Origin of the sequence: Luteimonas granuli, assembly GCF_007795095.1 — a bacterium.
Lineage (GTDB): Bacteria > Pseudomonadota > Gammaproteobacteria > Xanthomonadales > Xanthomonadaceae > Luteimonas > Luteimonas granuli.
On the sequence record NZ_CP042218.1, the window covers coordinates 2,490,299 to 2,507,566 of the forward strand.

At 71.5% G+C, this 17,268-nt stretch carries 12 protein-coding genes; 4 read left to right on the forward strand and 8 right to left on the reverse strand.

Annotated features, from left to right (window positions below):
* Positions 1 to 596 precede the first annotated feature (596 nt).
* The gene (locus FPZ22_RS11610) at positions 597 to 2,222 is read left to right on the forward strand and encodes an acyl-CoA dehydrogenase family protein (RefSeq protein WP_144893143.1); all 1,626 of its coding nucleotides are present in this window, start codon (positions 597 to 599) and stop codon (positions 2,220 to 2,222) included.
* 50 nt (positions 2,223 to 2,272) lie between these two features.
* Here the strand turns inward: FPZ22_RS11610 and FPZ22_RS11615 are convergent, their stop codons facing one another.
* Together FPZ22_RS11615 and FPZ22_RS11620 are read right to left on the reverse strand one after the other, a co-directional pair.
* On the reverse strand, positions 2,273 to 4,093 hold the full coding sequence (locus FPZ22_RS11615) for an ABC transporter transmembrane domain-containing protein (protein ID WP_144893145.1): 1,821 nt from the start codon (positions 4,091 to 4,093) through the stop codon (positions 2,273 to 2,275).
* On the reverse strand, positions 4,093 to 4,683 hold the full coding sequence (locus tag FPZ22_RS11620) for an IMPACT family protein (protein ID WP_144893147.1): 591 nt from the start codon (positions 4,681 to 4,683) through the stop codon (positions 4,093 to 4,095). The genes FPZ22_RS11615 and FPZ22_RS11620 overlap by 1 nt, the downstream gene beginning before the upstream one ends.
* A 238-nt stretch (positions 4,684 to 4,921) precedes the next feature.
* On the opposite strand from FPZ22_RS11620, the gene FPZ22_RS11625 reads away from it, so the two are divergent.
* On the forward strand, positions 4,922 to 7,738 hold the full coding sequence (locus FPZ22_RS11625) for a sensor domain-containing diguanylate cyclase (protein ID WP_144894154.1): 2,817 nt from the start codon (positions 4,922 to 4,924) through the stop codon (positions 7,736 to 7,738).
* A 76-nt stretch (positions 7,739 to 7,814) separates the two neighbouring features.
* Positions 7,815 to 8,588 carry a protein-L-isoaspartate(D-aspartate) O-methyltransferase gene (locus tag FPZ22_RS11630; protein WP_144893149.1) on the forward strand — a complete coding sequence of 258 codons (774 nt, stop codon included), beginning with the start codon at positions 7,815 to 7,817 and terminating at the stop codon, positions 8,586 to 8,588.
* On the opposite strand, the gene FPZ22_RS11635 is transcribed toward FPZ22_RS11630, so the two are convergent.
* Positions 8,589 to 9,956: an aldehyde dehydrogenase family protein gene (locus tag FPZ22_RS11635; RefSeq protein ID WP_246120702.1), complete on the reverse strand. Its 1,368-nt coding sequence runs from the start codon at positions 9,954 to 9,956 to the stop codon at positions 8,589 to 8,591. It abuts the gene before it with no gap.
* 203 nt (positions 9,957 to 10,159) lie between these two features.
* Positions 10,160 to 11,503: an exodeoxyribonuclease VII large subunit gene (xseA, locus tag FPZ22_RS11640; RefSeq protein ID WP_144893153.1), complete on the reverse strand. Its 1,344-nt coding sequence runs from the start codon at positions 11,501 to 11,503 to the stop codon at positions 10,160 to 10,162.
* Positions 11,504 to 11,571: 68 nt separating this feature from the next.
* On the opposite strand from xseA, the gene ispG reads away from it, so the two are divergent.
* Positions 11,572 to 12,864, forward strand: a complete 1,293-nt coding sequence (gene ispG / locus FPZ22_RS11645; protein WP_144893155.1) for a flavodoxin-dependent (E)-4-hydroxy-3-methylbut-2-enyl-diphosphate synthase — start codon at positions 11,572 to 11,574, stop codon at positions 12,862 to 12,864.
* A 9-nt stretch (positions 12,865 to 12,873) separates the two neighbouring features.
* Here the strand turns inward: ispG and FPZ22_RS11650 are convergent, their stop codons facing one another.
* From FPZ22_RS11650 to FPZ22_RS11665, 4 genes are all read right to left on the reverse strand, one after another.
* A complete protein-coding gene (locus tag FPZ22_RS11650; RefSeq protein ID WP_168198994.1) occupies positions 12,874 to 13,731 on the reverse strand; it encodes an FHA domain-containing protein in 858 nt (285 codons plus the stop codon).
* An 80-nt stretch (positions 13,732 to 13,811) separates the two neighbouring features.
* On the reverse strand, positions 13,812 to 15,158 hold the full coding sequence (locus FPZ22_RS11655) for a prepilin-type N-terminal cleavage/methylation domain-containing protein (protein WP_168198995.1): 1,347 nt from the start codon (positions 15,156 to 15,158) through the stop codon (positions 13,812 to 13,814).
* On the reverse strand, positions 15,155 to 16,249 hold the full coding sequence (locus FPZ22_RS11660) for a PulJ/GspJ family protein (RefSeq protein ID WP_144893159.1): 1,095 nt from the start codon (positions 16,247 to 16,249) through the stop codon (positions 15,155 to 15,157). Before FPZ22_RS11660 ends, FPZ22_RS11655 begins: the two co-directional genes overlap by 4 nt.
* Positions 16,246 to 17,262, reverse strand: coding sequence for a hypothetical protein (locus FPZ22_RS11665; RefSeq protein WP_210412666.1), 1,017 nt, complete (start codon positions 17,260 to 17,262; stop codon positions 16,246 to 16,248). The genes FPZ22_RS11660 and FPZ22_RS11665 overlap by 4 nt, the downstream gene beginning before the upstream one ends.
* Positions 17,263 to 17,268: the final 6 nt, after the last annotated feature.

Consider the following 17,268-nt stretch of genomic DNA (forward strand, 5'->3'; position numbering starts at 1 on the left):
CACGGACGCAGGGGGGATGCCCAGCCGGATTCTCCGCGTCCTGCTCCCAGATCCGGCCGCCGGCCATCCATGGCCGGCTCTGGGCATCCCCCCTGCATCCGCGGCGGGCACGACCTTTGGTGCGGTCTGGAAGTTCAAGAGCGACGCTACGCCGAAACGGAGAGCGTCATGACCGGGAGCAGCCCGGCTCAGCCGCTCCTGACCTTCCCTCCCGAAGCCGCAGAACGTTGGAGCCCGTCCCGCGCACAGGGGGTGTGCGGACAGCCGGCCATGGATGGCCGGCGGCCGGCCGATGGGAGCAGGACGCGGAGACGGCCGGGGGAGCACACCCCCTGTGCGCGGGACGGGCAGCGCGGGCCCCAACGGAGCCGCTCCTGAGCGCGGGACGGGCGGCGCGGACCCCAACTGAGCCGCTCCTGAGCGCGGGGCGGGCTGCGCGGACCCCAACGAGGTGACTTCAAGGCGCGGCGGTGCGCCAGAAGCGCGACAACGCCTACTCAAGATCCGGGCAGCGTTCCCCGGAGTTGGGAGATGAACCACGGAGCGTGACGCCAGGGGGTGCTAACGTCCGGAGCGGACCGTCCCGGAGCCGCGCCATGCAGCCATTCCAGACGCACGAGGTCCGCAACCAGCCGCCTGCCTTCGGTGCACGCGATCTCTGGAGCGAGGATGCCGCGCTGCGCGAGGCGGTGGCGCACGAGGGCGGCGAAGCGTTCGGCGGCGAAGTCGCCGCCTACGGCGCGCTGGCCGGAGGCGAGCTGCTGCCGCTGGCGGACGAAGCGCACCGCGACCGTCCCCGGCTGCGGACGCACGATGCGGCGGGCCGGCGCATCGACGAAGTGCGCTTCAACGCCGCTTATCACCGGGTGATGGACATCGCGGTCACCCATGGCGTGGCCGGCCTGTCCTGGGCGCGTCCCGAGCCCGGCGCGCAGGTCGCGCGCGCGGCCCTCGCGTATCTGCACTACCAGGCCGAGCCCGGCAGCAGCTGCCCGCTCACGATGACCCATGCCGCGGTGCCGGTACTGCGCCAGGCGCCGGCGCTGCGCGAATGGGCGGACAAGGTCGCGGCCTGCCGCTACGACGCGCGCGACGTCGCCGTCGGCGACAAGCCCGGCGTGACGCTCGGCATGGGCATGACCGAGAAGCAGGGCGGCAGCGACCTGCGCTCCAACGCGACCACCGCCACGCCAGCTGCGGACGGTGACGGCGCCTACACCCTCGTCGGCCACAAGTGGTTCATGTCGGCGCCGATGTCCGACGGTTTCCTGGTGCTGGCGCAGGCGCCCGGCGGCCTGACCTGCCTGCTGATGCCGCGCCGCCTTCCGGATGGATCGCGCAACGCCTTGGCGCTGATGCGGCTGAAGGACAAGCTCGGCGACTGGTCCAACGCCTCCAGCGAAGTCGAGTTCCAGGATGCGCTAGCCTGGCGGATCGGCGAGGAGGGTCGCGGGGTCGCCACCATCCTGCGGATGGTCATGCTCACCCGCCTGGACTGCATGCTCGGCTCGGCGGGACTGATGCGCATGGCGCTGGCCCGGGCGGTGCACCATGCGCGCCACCGCAGCGCCTTCGGCCGGCTGCTGTCGGAGCAGCCTCTGATGCGCAACGTGCTGGCCGACATCGCGATCGAGGCCGAGGCCGCCCTGGCGCTGTCGATGCGGGTCGCACGCGCGGTCGATGCCGCCGGGCGCGACCCGGGCGAGTCCGCGTTTGCACGCATCGCCACCGCCATCGGCAAGTACTGGATCTGCCGGCGCGCACCGACCGTCGTCAACGAGGCGCAGGAATGCCTGGGCGGTGCCGGCTACGTCGAGGACTCGCTGCTGCCACGGCTGTACCGGCAGGCACCGCTGAACTCGATCTGGGAGGGCAGCGGCAACATCCAGTGCCTGGACGTGCTGCGCGCGCTGGCGCGGGAGCCGGAGGCCGGAGAAGCACTGCGTGCGGAGATCGAAGGCGCGCGCGGGCTGCACCCGGCACTCGACGCCGTGGCGGCGAATCTGGGCGACCTGCTGGCGGGCGCGGACGAAGCCGGGTCGCGGCGGCTGGCCGGACACCTGGCGCTGGCGCTGCAGGCCTCGGTCCTGCTGCGCTCGGGAAGCCCGGTGGCGGAGGCCTTCTGCAGGACCCGCCTGGCGGGTGATCACGGTCTGGCGCTGGGTACATTGCCTGCGGGCGTGGACTGCGACGCCCTGGTCACCAGGGCCCTTCCACTGTAGGAGCGGCTACAGCCGCGACCTGGAGCCGCGCCGGGTCGCCGCTGCAGCTCCTACAGCTCGGCGGGAGGTGCGGCATCCAGGAACTGCAGCCGCGCGAGTTCCGCGTAGAGGCCGCCCTGCGCAAGCAGCTCCGCATGCGTGCCCTCGGCGACGATGCGGCCGTGGTCCATGACCACGATGCGGTCGGCGCGGAGCACGGTGGCCAGGCGGTGCGCCACCACGATCGTGGTCCGGCCTTCCATCAGCCGTTCGAGGGCGTGCTGCACGGCACGCTCGCTCTGCGCGTCGAGGGCCGACGTCGCCTCGTCGAGCAGCAGCACCGGCGCGTCGCGCAGCAGGGCACGGGCGATGGCGACGCGCTGCTGCTGGCCGCCCGACAGCCGTGCGCCGCGTTCGCCCAGCTCGGAGGCATAGCCGCCGGGCAGGGCGCTGATGAAGTCGTGCGCCTCGGCCGCGCGCGCGGCGGCCTCGACCTCGGCGTCGCTGGCGTCCAGCCGGCCGTAGCGGATGTTGTCTGCGGCGCTGGCGGCGAAGATGGTCGGGCGTTGCGCGACCAGGGCCATGGCGCCGCGCAGTTCGACCGGATCCAGCGCGCGCAGGTCGATGCCGTCCAGCGACACGCTGCCCGACTGCGGGTCGTGGAAGCGCTGCAGGAGCGCGAACACCGTGCTCTTGCCGGCGCCCGAGGGGCCGACCAGGGCCACGGTCTCGCCGGGTGCCACCTCCAGGCTGAAGCCGTCCAGTGCCGCGGTCGTGGGCCGGGTGGGGTAGTGGAAGACGACGTCGCGCATGGCCACGGCCCCGCGCACCGGCCGCGGCAGGGCGCGCGGCGCGGCGGGTGCCACGATCGACGCCTGCTCGTCGAGCAGCTCGCCGATCCGGCCCATGCCGCCGGCCGCCTTCTGCAGTTCGTTCCAGACCTCGGCCAGCGCGCCCACCGAGCCGGCGCCGAACATCGCGTACAGCACGAACTGGCCCAGGGTGCCGGCGCTCATGCGGCCGTCGGCGACGTCGTGCGCGCCCAGCCACAGCACCAGGGTGATGGCGCCGAACACCACCGAGATCGCCACCGCGGTCACCAGTGCCTGGACGCCGATCCGCTTGCGTGCGACCGCGACGGCCGTCGCCACCGCGGCACCGAACCGGGCGCGTTCGTGGCCTTCGCGCGCGTGCGACTGCACGGTGTCGATCGCGCCCAGGGTTTCGGTGGCCAGCGCGTTGGCGTCGGCTACGCGGTCCTGGCTCTGGCGCGAGATCTTCTGCAGCCGGCGCCCGCCGAGCACCAGCGGCAGCACCGCCAGCGGGATGCCGACCAGGGTCCAGGCCGCAAGCCGCGGGCTGGTCACCACCAGCATCGCCACGCTGCCCAGTACCATCACGACACTGCGCAGGGCCACCGACATGCTGGTGGCGACCACGCCGCGCAGCAGTTCGGTGTCGGCGGTCAGGCGCGAGACCAGCTCGCCGCTGCGGCTGCGCTCGAAGAAGGCCTGGTCCAGCGTCACCAGGTGGCCGAAGAGCCGGGTGCGCAGGTCGGCGACCACGCGCTCACCCAGCAACGAGACGAAGAAGAAGCGCGCAGCGGTCGCGATCGCCAGCGCCAGCGTCACCAGGAACAGCAGCACGAAGGCGGCATCGATGCCGGCGCCGCTGGCGAAGCCGTCGTCGATCATCCGCCGTACCGCGATGGGCAGGCTCAGCGTGGCCGTGCTCGAAGCCACCAGCGCCACCAGCCAGGCCAGCAACAGCCCCCTGTGGCGGGCCAGGAAGGGCCACAGGGGGCGCAGCGAGGACAGCGGGGCCCTGGTCCTGGCGGGCGCGTCGCCGGTGTCGTCCGGCGGCGGCGTGGAGGTGCGTGCGAACTTGACCATCAGCCATTGTCGCCCATGCGCGCGCGGTCGCGGGTGGCATCGCGCAGGCGCGCGGCCAGGGCGTCGAGCAGCGCGGCCGGCAGGCGCAGGCGGAAGCGCACGCCCTCGGCGCTGAACTCCTCGTCCAGTTTCTCGGCGTCGAAGGCCGGCAGGGCGGCGTGTACGGCGGCGATGTCGGCGAAGGGGCACTCCACGTCGACTTCCGCCATCTCCACGACTTCGCGCCGCGCCGCGGTGCGCAGGCACTCGGCGGCGGCCCCCCCATACGCCCGCACCAGGCCGCCGGCGCCGAGCTTGATGCCGCCGTACCAGCGCGTCACCACCACGACCACACCGTCGAGGCCCTGGCCGTCGATGGCCGCGAGGATCGGCCGGCCGGCGGTGCCGGCGGGCTCGCCGTCGTCGCTGGAGCGGTAGGCGCTGCCGATGCGCCAGGCCCAGCAGTTGTGCGTGGCGTCGGCGACCGAGGCCTCCGCGATGAAGGCCGCGGCGGCGTCGGCATCCCCGATCGGCGCGGCCCCGGCCAGGAAGCGGCTGTGCTTGACGATGAGTTCGTGGGTCGCGGGTGCGGCCAGGGTGGTGGTGCTCATTCCTCGGCCATCATGCCCGGGTCGCCGGGCAGCGGGAAAGCATCCATCCGCGTGAGGGTAAGCGCTGCGCGGGGGGGGCGGGAAGCCCGTGCGTTCGGCCGGGATGCCGGGCATCATTGCGCCAACGGTCGCGGGGAGCGTCCGCCAACTGGATGAGGGAACCTCGCGAGTGCAGGCTCTGGTGGACATCCCTGTGCCCTTGTCGCCGCGCGAAACGGATCTCGCGGGGCTGGCCGGCATGCTCGCGGAATCGTTGCCCACCGGTTCTGGCGTCGTCGTGTGCTGGGACGACGCGCGCCTGGGCGCCGGCTGTTCCGGCGTCGACGGTGTATCGGACACCCTCCGCCTGCGCGCAGGGCGACTGATGATGGGCGACCGGGACGGGACGGAATCCTCCGATGGGGCGATGGTCGACGAGGCCTGGCGCGACGGGAGGACGCGGGTGGCGATCGTGGCGCGGCTGTCGGACGCGCTGACGCCGGCATCGCTCGACGCCTGGCGCGCGCTGGCCCGGCGCGTGGTCTCGGCCACCCTGGCGTCGGCCAGGGCCGAGGTGCAGGTCGAATCCCTGCGCAAGTCCGAGCGGCTGCAGCAGGCGCTGTACGAGATCGCCAACCTCGCCGGCGCCGGACTCGAGATGCAGGAGGTGCTGAAGTGCATCCACGGCGTCGTCGGCCGTCTGATGTCGGCGGAGAATTTCTACATCGTGCTGTTCGACGATGTTCGCGGCACGACGCGTTTCCTGTACTTCGCGGACCGCCTGGACCCCTGGATCGCCGACCCCGACGTCGAGATCCCGCTGGCCGAGATGCCCAACAGCCTGACCGTGGCCCTGCTGCTCCATGGCCAGCCCCTGCGCGGGCCCTCGGAGACGATCCGCAAGCGGCTGGCGGTGGACGACGGGGTCGCCCACGGTCCCGACGCCGCGGACTGGCTGGGCGTGCCCATGCGTCGCGACGCCCGGGTGAGCGGCGCGATCGTGGTCCAGAGCTACGACCAGCCTGCCTGCTACACCGACGAGGACCGCGCGCTGCTCGAGTTCGTGGCCCAGCACATCCTCACCGCGCTCGACCGCAAGCACGCCCAGGCCGAGCTCGAGCGCCGCGTGGATGCCCGCACCCGCGAACTGCAGCAGGCCAACGAGGTGTTGCAGGCCGAGATCATCGAACGCCAGCGCGCCGAACGCCTGCAGCGCGCGCTGTTCCGCATCAGCGAACTGTCGTTCACCGCCGGCAGCGTCGAACGCTTCTACAGCGACCTGCACGCGGTGGTCGGCGAACTGCTCTACGCGCGCAATTTCTACATCGCCCTGGTCTCCGGAGACGGCGACCACATCGAGTTCCCGTACTCGGTCGACGAGCGCGACATCGTGCGCCAGCCGCGGCGGATGATGCGCGGCCTGAGCGAGTACGTGATCAACAACGGCCGGGCCCTGCTCGCCGACCACGAGGTGATCGAGCGCCTGGAGGCCGCGGGCGAGCTGCGCCACCACGGGACGCTGGCGCACTGCTGGCTGGGCGTGCCGCTGCTGCGCGACGGCGTGGTGGTGGGCGTGATCGCGGTGCAGAGCTATTCGCCGGACATCATGTTCAGCGCCCAGGACCAGCGACTGCTGACCTTCGTCGCCCACCACATCGGCGGCGCGCTGGCGCGCAAGCGCTCGCAGGACCACCTGAAGGCCGCGCACGCCGAGCTCGAGGACCGCGTGGATGCGCGCACGCGCGAACTGGAAGAGACGAACCGCGAACTCCGGGCACAGGTGTCCGAACGCATCCGCGCCGAGCAGCGCCTGATCCACCAGGCGCGGCACGACCATCTCACCGGACTGCCGAACCGGACCCGCCTGCTCGAAAGCCTCGACACCGCCATCGTCCAGACGCGCGCGCAGGAGCGGGGGCCGTTCGCGGTCCTGTTCCTCGACCTCGACCGGTTCAAGCTGGTCAACGACAGCGTCGGCCACGCCGCCGGCGACGAGATGCTGGTCGAGGCCGGTCGCCGGATCGCGCGCATGCTGCGCGAGGGCGACGTGGTCGCCCGACTGGGCGGCGACGAATTCGCGGTGCTGCTGGGTGAGGCCGGCGACGCGGCGGCGGCGCGCGCGGTGGCCGCGCGCATCCTCAACGAACTCGGCAAGCCGATGTGGATCGCCGGGCGCGAGCTGTTCCCTTCGGCTTCGGTCGGCATCGCCATGTGGCAGCCACGCTACGAGCAGGGCGAGGACCTGCTGCGCGACGCCGACGCGGCGATGTACCGCGCCAAGGCGCTGGGCCGGGACCGCAGCGAGCTGTTCGACGAGCGCATGCGCGCCGAGGCCACGCGCCTGCTCGATCTCGAGGCCGACCTGCGCCGAGCGATCCTGGCCGACGCCTTCGAGCCCTGGTTCCAGCCCATCGTCGACCTGGCCAGCGGCGAGGTGGTGGGCCACGAGGCGCTGCTGCGCTGGAACCACGATACCCGGGGACCGCTGCCGCCGGACGCATTCATCGGCGTGGGCGAGGACACCGGCCTGATCGAGCAGGTCGACTGGCTGGTCTACCGGCGTGCGTTCCAATGGATGACGCGGCACCGCGAGGGCTATGTCTCGATCAACGTCTCCCCGCGGCACTTCCATTCCGACAACTTCGCCGAGCGCCTGCTGCAGCTGCTCGAGGAGACCGGAGCGGAGCCATCGCGGCTGCGCATCGAGATCACCGAGGTGGCGCTGCTCGACGATGCACCGCGCGCGCTGCGCATGCTGCGTACGCTGCGCGGGCGCGGCGTGTTCGCGCTGCTGGACGACTTCGGCACCGGTTTTTCGGCGCTGTCCTACCTGCACCGCTTCCCGATCCACGCGCTGAAGATCGACCAGAGCTTCGTCGCCGGGCTCGACGACGCAATGCATCCGGAAAGCCTGGCACTGGTGCGCGCGATCCTCGCCCTGGCCGGCACGCTGGGCATCGCCACCATCGGCGAGGGCGTGGAGACCGAGGCGCAGGCCGACGTGTTGCGCCAGCTGGGCTGCACCATGGGCCAGGGTTTCCTGTTCGGCCGGCCGATGCCGGCGCCCGGGGACTGATGGTCGACGGCCGTCGACGCGGAGCCCACCCCGGCAGGATCAGGCTCGGGGCATCCGAAAGCCTCGAGGTGGCGGCATGGACAAGAATGCGTCCAGGCGTCGGCGCACACTGCGCGGCTGGCTGCTCTGCCTGGCCTGCCTGCCCGGCGTCGCGTGCACGGAGCCGGCGCGGCCGCCGGACGATCCCACCGCGGATGCGCGCCGGGCGATGGTGGAGCGCCAGCTGGCCGCGCGCGGCATCGACGACCGCCGCGTGCTGGAAGCCATGCGCACGGTGCCGCGGCACCGGTTCGTGCCGCTGTCCGAAGCCCCTGCGGCCTACCAGGACCGGCCGCTGCCGATCGGCCACGGGCAGACCATTTCGCAGCCCTACATCGTCGCGCTGATGACGCAGCTGGCGCTGCCGGCGCCGGACGACCGCGTACTCGAGATCGGGACCGGGTCCGGATACCAGGCGGCGGTGCTGTCGCGGCTCGCGGGCGAGGTGTACACGATCGAGATCGTGGCGCCCCTGGCCCAGGAGGCGGCGCGGGTGCTGCACGAACTGGATTACGACAACGTCACCGTGCGTGCCGGCGATGGTTACGGCGGCTGGCCGGACGAAGCCCCCTTCGACGTGATCGTCGTGACCGCGGCGCCCGAGCGCATCCCGCAGCCGCTGCTGGACCAGCTGAAGCGCGGCGGCCGGCTGGTGGCGCCGGTCGGGCCGGCGGGCGCGACGCAGGAACTGCGCGTGGTCGAAAAGCGGGCGGACGGCTCGCTGCACACCGTGCGCGCGATCCCGGTGCGCTTCGTGCCGTTCACCGGTGAGGCGGCCGAGCGCGACCGTCGGGCCGGCGATCCGCGCTGATCAGGACGGGTCGCGGATCACCATGAGCCGCGGCTCGGTCATGTCGCCGATCGCGCTCTTCACGCCCTCGCGGCCCAGGCCGGAGTCGCGCACGCCGCCGTAGGGCATGCTGTCGACGCGGAAGCTGGGCACGTCGCCGATCACCACGCCGCCGACCTCGAGCCGGTCCCAGGCACGCATGGCATGGGCCAGGCTTGCGGTGAACACGCCCGCCTGCAGTCCGAAATCGCTGTCGTTGGCGCGCGCCAGGGCGTCGTCGAAATCGTCGAAGGCTTCCAGGCAGGCCACCGGGCCGAAGACTTCCCTGCGGTACAGGTCGGCGTCGCGCGGCACGTTCTCCAGCAGCGCCGCCGGCAGCATGTTGCCTTCGCGGTCGCCGCCGACGAGCAGCTTCGCGCCGCCCTTGCGCGCGTCACGGATCCACTTCTCCACGCGCTTCGCGGCCGCCTCGTCGATCATCGGGCCGATGAAGGTGCGCTCGTCGCGCGGGTCGCCCATGCGCAGCTTCGCCACCGCGGCCTTGAGCTTGCGGCGCAGGGCGGGATAGACGTCGGCATGGGCGATGATCCGCTGCACGCTGATGCAGCTCTGCCCGGACTGGTAGTAGGCGCCGGACACCAGGCGCTCGACCACGTGGTCGAGGTCGGCGCCGGGATCGGCATCGACGATACAGGCGGCGTTGCCGCCCAGTTCCAGCGTCACCTTCTTCTTGCCCGCGCGCGTCTTGAGCTCCCAGCCGACCAGGCCGCCGGTGAAGCTCAGGAGGGCGATACGCTCGTCCTCGACCAGCTGCGCGGCATCCTCGTTGCTGCAGGGCAGGACCGAGAACGCGCCCTTGGGCAGGTCGGTTTCGGCCAGCACCCCGGCGATGATCAGCGCGCCGACCGGGGTCTTCGCGGCGGGCTTGAGCACGAACGGACAGCCGGCGGCGATCGCGGGCGCGACCTTGTGCGCCACCAGGTTGAGCGGAAAGTTGAACGGGGTGATGAAGCTGCAGGCGCCGATCGGCACGCGCTTGACCATGCCGCGGTAGCCGCGGGCGCGCTCGGAGACCTGCAGTTCCAGCACCTCGCCCTGGATGCGAGTGGCCTCGCCGGCGGCGATGCGGAAGGTGTCGATCAGGCGGGTCACTTCGCCGCGAGCGTCGCGGATCGGCTTGCCCGCCTCGATGCACAGCGCCAGCGCCAGTTCCTCGGCGCGCTCGCCGAAGCGGCGCACGCAGTGCTCGAGCACGTCGCGGCGGGCGTCCGGAGGGAACGCGGCCATCGCCGGGCGCGCCCTGTGCGCCGCCACCAGCGCCTTGCGCACGGTGGCACCGTCGGCAAGGGCCACGCGGGTGGCGATCCTGCCGCTGTACTTGTCCCGCACCTCGAGGTCGGTATTGGCCGCGACCGGACGGTTGGCGAGGTAGTAGGGATAGCTGCGGTCGAGGCCGTCGCGCCGCGCGCCGCCGGCGGCACGCGCCCCCTCTTCTTCTGTTGCTCCGGCATGGTCGGCTGCTCCTTTGGCTCCCTGCGCCGGGCAGTATGCAAGCCGCCGCGTCAGCGCCGGGCGAGCTCGGTCCGGCCCGCTCAGCCGTCCGCGCCCTCGACCCGCACCCGCAGCTCGCCGTCGCCCACGAGCGCGGACAGAGGATCGCCGGGCGCGGCGTCGCCGATGCCGCGCACCACGCGGCCGTCCGGGTGGCGGAGGATGGCGTAGCCCCGGGCTACCGTGGCCAGCGGGCTCACCGCCTGCAGCGAGCGCGCGATGCCGCCCAGGCGCAGGGCGTCGCGCTGCAGGCGGCGCGCGATCGCCGCCTGCGGCCGGGCGCCGAGCGCGGCCAGGCGTTGGCCCAGCACCGCGAGGCGGCGTTCAGGCCGGGTCGCGCGCAGCACCGCATCGGCGTGCCGCAGCCGCGCGCGCAGCCCGGCATCGCGCGCCTGCCAGGCCGCGTGCAGCCGGCGCATCGCCTGGCGCTTGCGTTCCCGCAGCGCCTGCAGCCGCGCCTGCGGACGCAGCGCCTGCAGGCGCAGCGAGGCGCGGTCGGCGCGCTGCATGCGTTCTCGCAGCTGCTGCAGGTGCAGCACGCCCAGCCGCTGGTGCAGGCCGCGCACGCGGGTCGCGACGTCCACCGCATTGGGCACCAGCAGCTCGGCCGCCACCGAGGGGGTGGGCGCGCGCAGGTCGGCGGCGAAATCGGCGAGGGTGAAATCGGTCTCGTGGCCCACCGCCGACACTACCGGCACCGGTGCGGAGGCGATCGCGCGCACCAGCGCCTCGTCGTTGAACGCCCAGAGGTCTTCCAGCGAGCCGCCGCCGCGCGCCAGGACCAGGGCGTCGTAGCGCCCCCCGGCGCCGGCGCGCTCCAGCATGCTCCGGATCTGCGCTGCCGCCGCGTCGCCCTGGACGGGTACAGGCAGCACATCGACCTCGACCAGCGGGAAGCGCCGCGCGAGCACGCTCAGCACGTCGCGCACGGCGGCGCCGGAAGGCGAGGTGATCAGTCCGAGGCGGCGCGGCCAGGCCGGAAGCGGGCGCTTGCGGGCTTCATCGAACAGCCCCTCGGCCTGCAGCCGCGCCTTCAGCGCGTCGAAGGCGCGGCGCAGCGCGCCTTCGCCGGCCTCCTCCAGCGAGTCGAGGATCAGCTGATAGTCGCCGCGGGCCTCGTACAGGGTGAGCCGGCCGCGGGCGAGCACATGCAGGCCGTCACGCGGCTGGAATCGCAGCCACTGGCTCTTGGGCCGGAACAGGGCGCAGCGCACCTGGGCCCGGCCATCCTTCAACCCGAAGTACAGGTGGCCGGAGGCGGGGCGGGAGAGGTTGCAGAGCTCGCCTTCCACCAGGACGACGGGGAAGGCGTCCTCCAGCAGACTGCGGGCGAGCGCATTGAGCTGGCTGGGGCTGAGGACGTTGTCGGAGAGCGTGACGGACATGAGGCCAGCATACCGCGCGCCCATCCTCCGCCTTCGCCATGACAACCACGCAGGACTAGAATGGCGCGATGAACGCCAAGCCCAGCACCGCGCACGCCGGCGCCGCCCGCAGTCTCGATGAATGGACCTTCGGCCCGGCGCCGCGCCGTGGCACGCGGCAGGTGCGCGTGGGCGGCGTGGCCATCGGCGGCGACGCGCCCGTGGTGGTGCAGTCGATGACCAATACCGACACCGCCGACGTGGCCGGGACGGTGAAGCAGGTGGCCGAACTCTGGCGCGCCGGCTCCGAACTGGTGCGGGTGACGGTGAACAATCCGGAGTCGGCGGCGGCGGTTCCGCGCATCGTCGAGAAGCTGGCGATGATGGGCATCGACGTGCCGATCGTCGGCGACTTCCACTACAACGGGCACCAGCTGCTGGCCGGCGAGCCGGCCTGCGCCGAAGCGCTGGCGAAGTACCGCATCAATCCGGGCAACGTCGGTTTCGGCCGGAAGAAGGACCTGCAGTTCGGCCAGCTGATCGAGCTGGCGATGAAGCACGGCAAGGCCGTGCGCATCGGCGTGAACTGGGGCTCGCTCGACCAGTCGCTGGCCGCGGCGCTGATGGACGAGAACGCCGCGCGCGCCGAACCCTGGGACGCCGGCCGGGTGCTGCGCGAGGCGCTGATCCGCTCCGCCATCGATTCCGCCGAACGTGCGGTCGAGCTTGGGCTCGGGCGCGACCGGATCGTCCTCTCCGCCAAGGTCAGCGGCGTGCAGGAGCTGATCGCGGTGTACCGAGACCTGGCCGCGCGCAGCGACTTCGCCCTGCACCTGGGCCTCACCGAGGCCGGCATCGGCAGCAAGGGGATCGTGGCCTCCAGCGCGGCGCTCGCGGTGCTGATGCAGGAGGGCATCGGCGACACCATCCGCATTTCGCTCACGCCGGAGCCGGGCGCGCCGCGGACGCAGGAAGTGGTGGTGGCGCAGGAGCTGCTGCAGACCATGGGCCTGCGCGCGTTCACGCCCCTGGTCACCGCCTGCCCGGGCTGCGGCCGCACCACCAGCGAGTTCTTCCAGGAGCTGGCGCAGGTGGTTCAGGAGCATGTGCGCGCAAAGATGCCGGAATGGAAGATCACCCACCCGGGCGCCGAGCACATGACGCTGGCGGTGATGGGCTGCGTGGTCAACGGCCCCGGCGAATCGCGCCACGCCGACATCGGCATTTCGCTGCCCGGTACCGGGGAGGCGCCGGCGGCGCCGGTGTTCATCGACGGCGAGAAGTCGGTCACCCTGCGCGGCGACAACATCGCGCGGGAGTTCATCGGCCTGGTCGACGCCTACGTGGACCGGCGTTACGGTCGCGCCGCGCCGCCCGGCTGAGGCGCGCGCTCAGCCTTCGGCCAGTTCGGGCGCCCGCGGTGCGACGCGGATCTGCTTGATCAGCTGGCCCAGACTGCCGGCCCCCGGCGGCAGCTGCGCCGCGCCGGAGTGGATGGAGACTGCCAGCGGCGCGTGTCCCGCGAACTCGAGCGGCGCGGCAAGCTGCTGCTCCAGCAGCGCGATGAGCCCGCGCGTCGCCTCCAGGTCGCGCCCGTGGAGCAGGATCGCGAAGCGGGATTCGCCGATGCGCGCGGCCAGATCGCCGGGGTCGAGCTGCGCGCTCACCAGCCCGGCCACATGGGTCAGCACCGCGTCGCCGGCCGCGTCGCCGTGCTCGAGCTGGATGCCGGTGAGGTCGGCGATGTCGACCAGGGCGAGGCTCAGCGCCGAGGCCGAAGCCTTCGAACCGGCGATGCGCTCCTCGGCGGCGCCGATGAAGTCCTGCCGGCCCAGCAGCCCGGTCACCCGGTCGCGGAACAGCAGCCGCGAAACGCGCTCGTGGTAGAGCGCTTCGACGTTGCTGTGGCTGATGAACTTGAGGATGGTCTCGCCGACGGTGATCTGGTCGCCGTCGGCCAGCGTGGCCTCCTGCACCGCGCGGTCGCCGACGCGGGTGGCATTGGTCGAGCCCAGGTCGCGGACGATGTAGCTGTCGCCCGCGCGGCGGATCTCGCAGTGCTGGCGCGAGACGCTGGGGCTGCGGATGCAGAGGGTGGCGTCGCTGGAGCGCCCGATGACCACCGGCTCGTCGCGGATGTCCGCCCGCAGCCCGAAGCCCTCGCCGTGGATCACGACCACGCAGGCCGGCGCCGCCGGGACGTCCGGCGGTCCGATGCAGGCGAGGGTCTGCTGATCGTTGTTTTCCATGCGCGGAAAGATAGCAGGCTCTCCCGCGTGCCGGCTGTGACCGCTGGCCCGGTGACGGAGCGGGTTCCAGCGGCCGGGAATCATGGTGTGGCCGGCGCGCTCGCGGGGCCGGAATAGTGGAACCCCATGGCGGCGCTGCGGACCTCCGGATCAGGAAACCCTCCCAGCATATCGGCGCGACGAGCGTTGGTGACAAGCTCCTTCTCCAGCCTCTCCGCCTCCGAAGGGAACTGCGCGGCGAAGCTGTCGCGATGACCCTGTGCGGTGTGCCAATAGGTGTCCGCCGAGCCTTTGGCGATGCCGGCGGCGATGGTGCTGCCTACGGCGGTACCGATGCTGCCGGCGGCGATGGCAGCGCGCCAGTTCCAGCCGCCGTAGGTATCGAAGATCTCGGCGATGGTGTCCAGGGTGTTGGCGGTGGTGTTGATGAGTTCGGCGCTGGCGTCGATGATCGCCACGGTCGCGTTCATGCTTTCGGCCCGGCCCAGTTCCACCATGATGTCCAGCTGGGTCTTGTGGTTGTGCATGGTCGGCGTCGTCAAGCGGGCGGCCATGGCCACGTTGGCGTGGGCGTAGAGCGCAGGCGCATAGTGTTCGCCGCAGCGCAGGCGGGTCCAGAGCTGGTCGATGCCGACGGCGAGAACCTTGTCCCGGTAGTCGCCGGAACCGGGGCGGCGCGGCGACTGGAACGCCGGCGAACCGGCGTCGTGCGTAGGCGAGAGCTGGTCGGTGATCGCCAGCGCATAGGCGACGTTGCCCGCGTTGCGCAGGACGTCGTCCTGACGGCGGGTGTGCACATGGTCATCGCTAGTCGGCAGCAGATTCGCGTTGCGGATGGCATCGCAGAAATCCATGCTGTTGTGGTTGAGCCGCGGCAGGGCGGCGCAGTCCAGGTGGCTGCAGTGGTCCCACGCTTCCACCCTGCTGATGACGAAGCTCTCCGCGCCGTTGGCGGTGACCTGCATCGGCATGGCCTGGTCGGGGAGAGCGGCCAGATCGGCATCCAGCACCGTGGGCTGGGGGGTTACGCGCTGGCTGGCCATGTCCCATCGTTCGATCACGGCGCTATCCCCGTTCCGACGCAGCACGCCATAGCGCATGCGGCCGGCGCGGGCATCAGGCAGGCCCACGGTCAGGTAGGGCAGCTTGCCGACCTCGCCACCACCGCAGTCCTCGCGGCCATCGTCGTCGGTGTCCGGGCAGGGCAGGCGCGAGTGGCTGGTGGCGAAGCCCATCACCGCGTCATCGGCGCGCTGCAGCATGTCGCGCTGGACAACCTGGACGCGCTCTTCGGACATGACTCCGAGCCAGCGGATGAGCAGGATGCCGATGATGCCGAGGATGACCAGGGAGACGGTCAGTTCGATCAGCGAAAAGCCGCGTGAGTCCGGATGCGGGTTGTGTCGGGAAGCGGAAAACATGGTCATGGAGCCAGTCCGGCCCGGTCCAGGGCGATGGTGGTGTCGCGGGCATTTTCGTGGAGCGCCCGCACCCGGTCGCGAAACGTGGTGACCAATTTGTGCCGGTGCTCGGCGTCGGCCACTCCCGAAAGGGCATCGTCGTAAGTGGCCTGCGCGTCGACCAGGCCCTTGATGGCCTGTGCAATGGACAGCACCGACTTGGCCAACTGCTTGGCGCCGGCTGTCATCGTGGCGCCATCGGGCGGCCAGCCCGAGGCAAGCATGGTGATGGCGATGGCCTGGTTGGTGATGGACTCCGCCAGGGCGTAGGCAGCCAGGTCGCGGCCGGCCTTGGCCTGGTCGCGGATGGTCTGGGCAATGAGGATGTCGAACTCGCGGAACCTGCGGTTGAACTCGGTCATGCGCAGGGCGCTGTGCGCGGCATAGGTGGCCTGTGCGCTGCCCTGCGCGCGGGCCAGCCGGTCCGGGCAGGACAGCCGCGCGGCCAGTTCGCCCGGGCCGGCGGCGACGGTGGCCAGGGCCGTGGGAGCATCGGCCGAACCCGGCAGCGACTGTGCCGTCGGCTGCCATTGCGCACCCGCTTCGATGAGGCGGTGCCCGGCCACCCCCGAATGACCGAGATAGTAGGCCACGGGGAGGCCCAGTCCCGCCGTGGTGATTCCGACGCGCTGGTTGAGCAGCAGGCGCATGCACAGGTCCAGCCCGTTGCCGACGGCGGAAGGCTGGTCGGACGGTGGCAGCACAGGGTCGAACAGGTCGTCCGGCAGGCCGCTGATCAGGCCCGGTTCGACCTGGTAATGCAGCCGCATGCGTGACGGCAGGCCCAGATCGGACACCGGGAGCCAGCCGACAGTGGCGCCATCGGCACGGCCATCGCCATTGACATCTGCGCTGGGCAGGTGGCCATGGCTGCGCATGTGGCCCAGCAGCGCCTGCTCGGCCCGCGCCAGTTCCTGCTGCTGCCGGTCGGCGTCCAGCACTTGGTTGCCCAGTGGAAGCAGGCTGAAGGCAAGTACGCCGAGCAGCGCGGCGATGGACAGCGCCACGGCCAGCTCCACCAGAGAGAATCCGCGCTGGCGATCACGCCTCAGGTTCATGGCTGCACCGGCGACTGTGGACCGGTGGAGCCGCGGCTGTCGGCGTGTTCCAGCGTGGCTTCGGCGCCGAAGCTCATCTGGGTGGTGGGGCCGCCACCGGAGGCGCCACCGGCATCCATGTTCCTCAGCTCTTCCTCCAGCTTGTCGAACTGCGCCTTGGTATCGACGTAGTTCTTCCTCGCGTTCTCGGCGCCCGCCTTGGCGCGCTGCCAGTCCTCGAAAGCGCGGCTGTACGGATAGCGCTGGCAGTAGAGACCCATCGGGTAGGCGTCGTTGCCCCACCAGTCCAGACTGTTGCGGTCAGGCCACCACCAGCCGCTTCCGTTCCAGTGCCGCCCGCTGAAGTATTTGCAGAAGCGCTGGGAAATGAGTTCGTTGAGTTGCAGGGTTTCGCCGAGGAAGCGGGTTCTGTCAGTGACCAGCAGCGGCGACGAATCGCGTGCGGACGCGCCGTAGGGTTCGCGGGCATACCACGGCAGGCTGCGTGTCCCTTGGCAGGTGCTGTCCTCTTCCACCCAGTTGTCCTTCCATGTGTCCTCGGTGGGCGGCGTGGCCTTGGGGTCGCCCGGTACCAGGATCGGCCGGTTGACCAGCTCCTTGCAGGCGTAGGTGTAGTTGTCCTTGAAAGTGCTACGCACCCACTCGTACTTGACGGGGTTACCGTCCGCGTCCTCGGTGGTCTCGATGGCCCACTGGAACCAGTCGTAATCGTGCTCGCCCGAGTAGGGCTGTGCCGGAGAGGGGTAGGCGACCCAGGGCGAGGGCAGTGCGTCGTAGGCGGCCTTGGCCGCAGCCCGGCTGTCCGCAATCCCGGCTTTCCGTCGTTTCAGCTCCGCGAGGCGGCCCTCCATGTTTGGCTTGCAGGTAGCCCGTTCGTTGCGATCGGTTTCGTAATGGCCGCTGCTGGTCTCCCGCCAGACGTAGTCCTTCGGTGTTCCGTTCCGGTCGGTGCATGCGCTGTCCGAGTAACGGCCGCCATCGCGGCCCACGAAGGTGCATTCGGTCACCACCACCGGCTT

Bases quoted from the DNA above. Each gene is read 5' to 3' on its own strand.
- FPZ22_RS11610 (WP_144893143.1), top strand. From the start codon at position 597: ATGCAGCCATTCCAGACGCACGAGGTCCGCAACCAGCCGCCTGCCTTC.
- FPZ22_RS11615 (WP_144893145.1), bottom strand. From the start codon at position 4,093: ATGGTCAAGTTCGCACGCACCTCCACGCCGCCGCCGGACGACACCGGC.
- FPZ22_RS11620 (WP_144893147.1), bottom strand. From the start codon at position 4,683: ATGAGCACCACCACCCTGGCCGCACCCGCGACCCACGAACTCATCGTC.
- FPZ22_RS11625 (WP_144894154.1), top strand. From the start codon at position 4,922: ATGCTCGCGGAATCGTTGCCCACCGGTTCTGGCGTCGTCGTGTGCTGG.
- FPZ22_RS11630 (WP_144893149.1), top strand. From the start codon at position 7,815: ATGGACAAGAATGCGTCCAGGCGTCGGCGCACACTGCGCGGCTGGCTG.
- xseA (WP_144893153.1), bottom strand. From the start codon at position 11,503: ATGTCCGTCACGCTCTCCGACAACGTCCTCAGCCCCAGCCAGCTCAAT.
- ispG (WP_144893155.1), top strand. From the start codon at position 11,572: ATGAACGCCAAGCCCAGCACCGCGCACGCCGGCGCCGCCCGCAGTCTC.
- FPZ22_RS11650 (WP_168198994.1), bottom strand. From the start codon at position 13,731: ATGGAAAACAACGATCAGCAGACCCTCGCCTGCATCGGACCGCCGGAC.
- FPZ22_RS11655 (WP_168198995.1), bottom strand. From the start codon at position 15,158: ATGACCATGTTTTCCGCTTCCCGACACAACCCGCATCCGGACTCACGC.
- FPZ22_RS11660 (WP_144893159.1), bottom strand. From the start codon at position 16,249: ATGAACCTGAGGCGTGATCGCCAGCGCGGATTCTCTCTGGTGGAGCTG.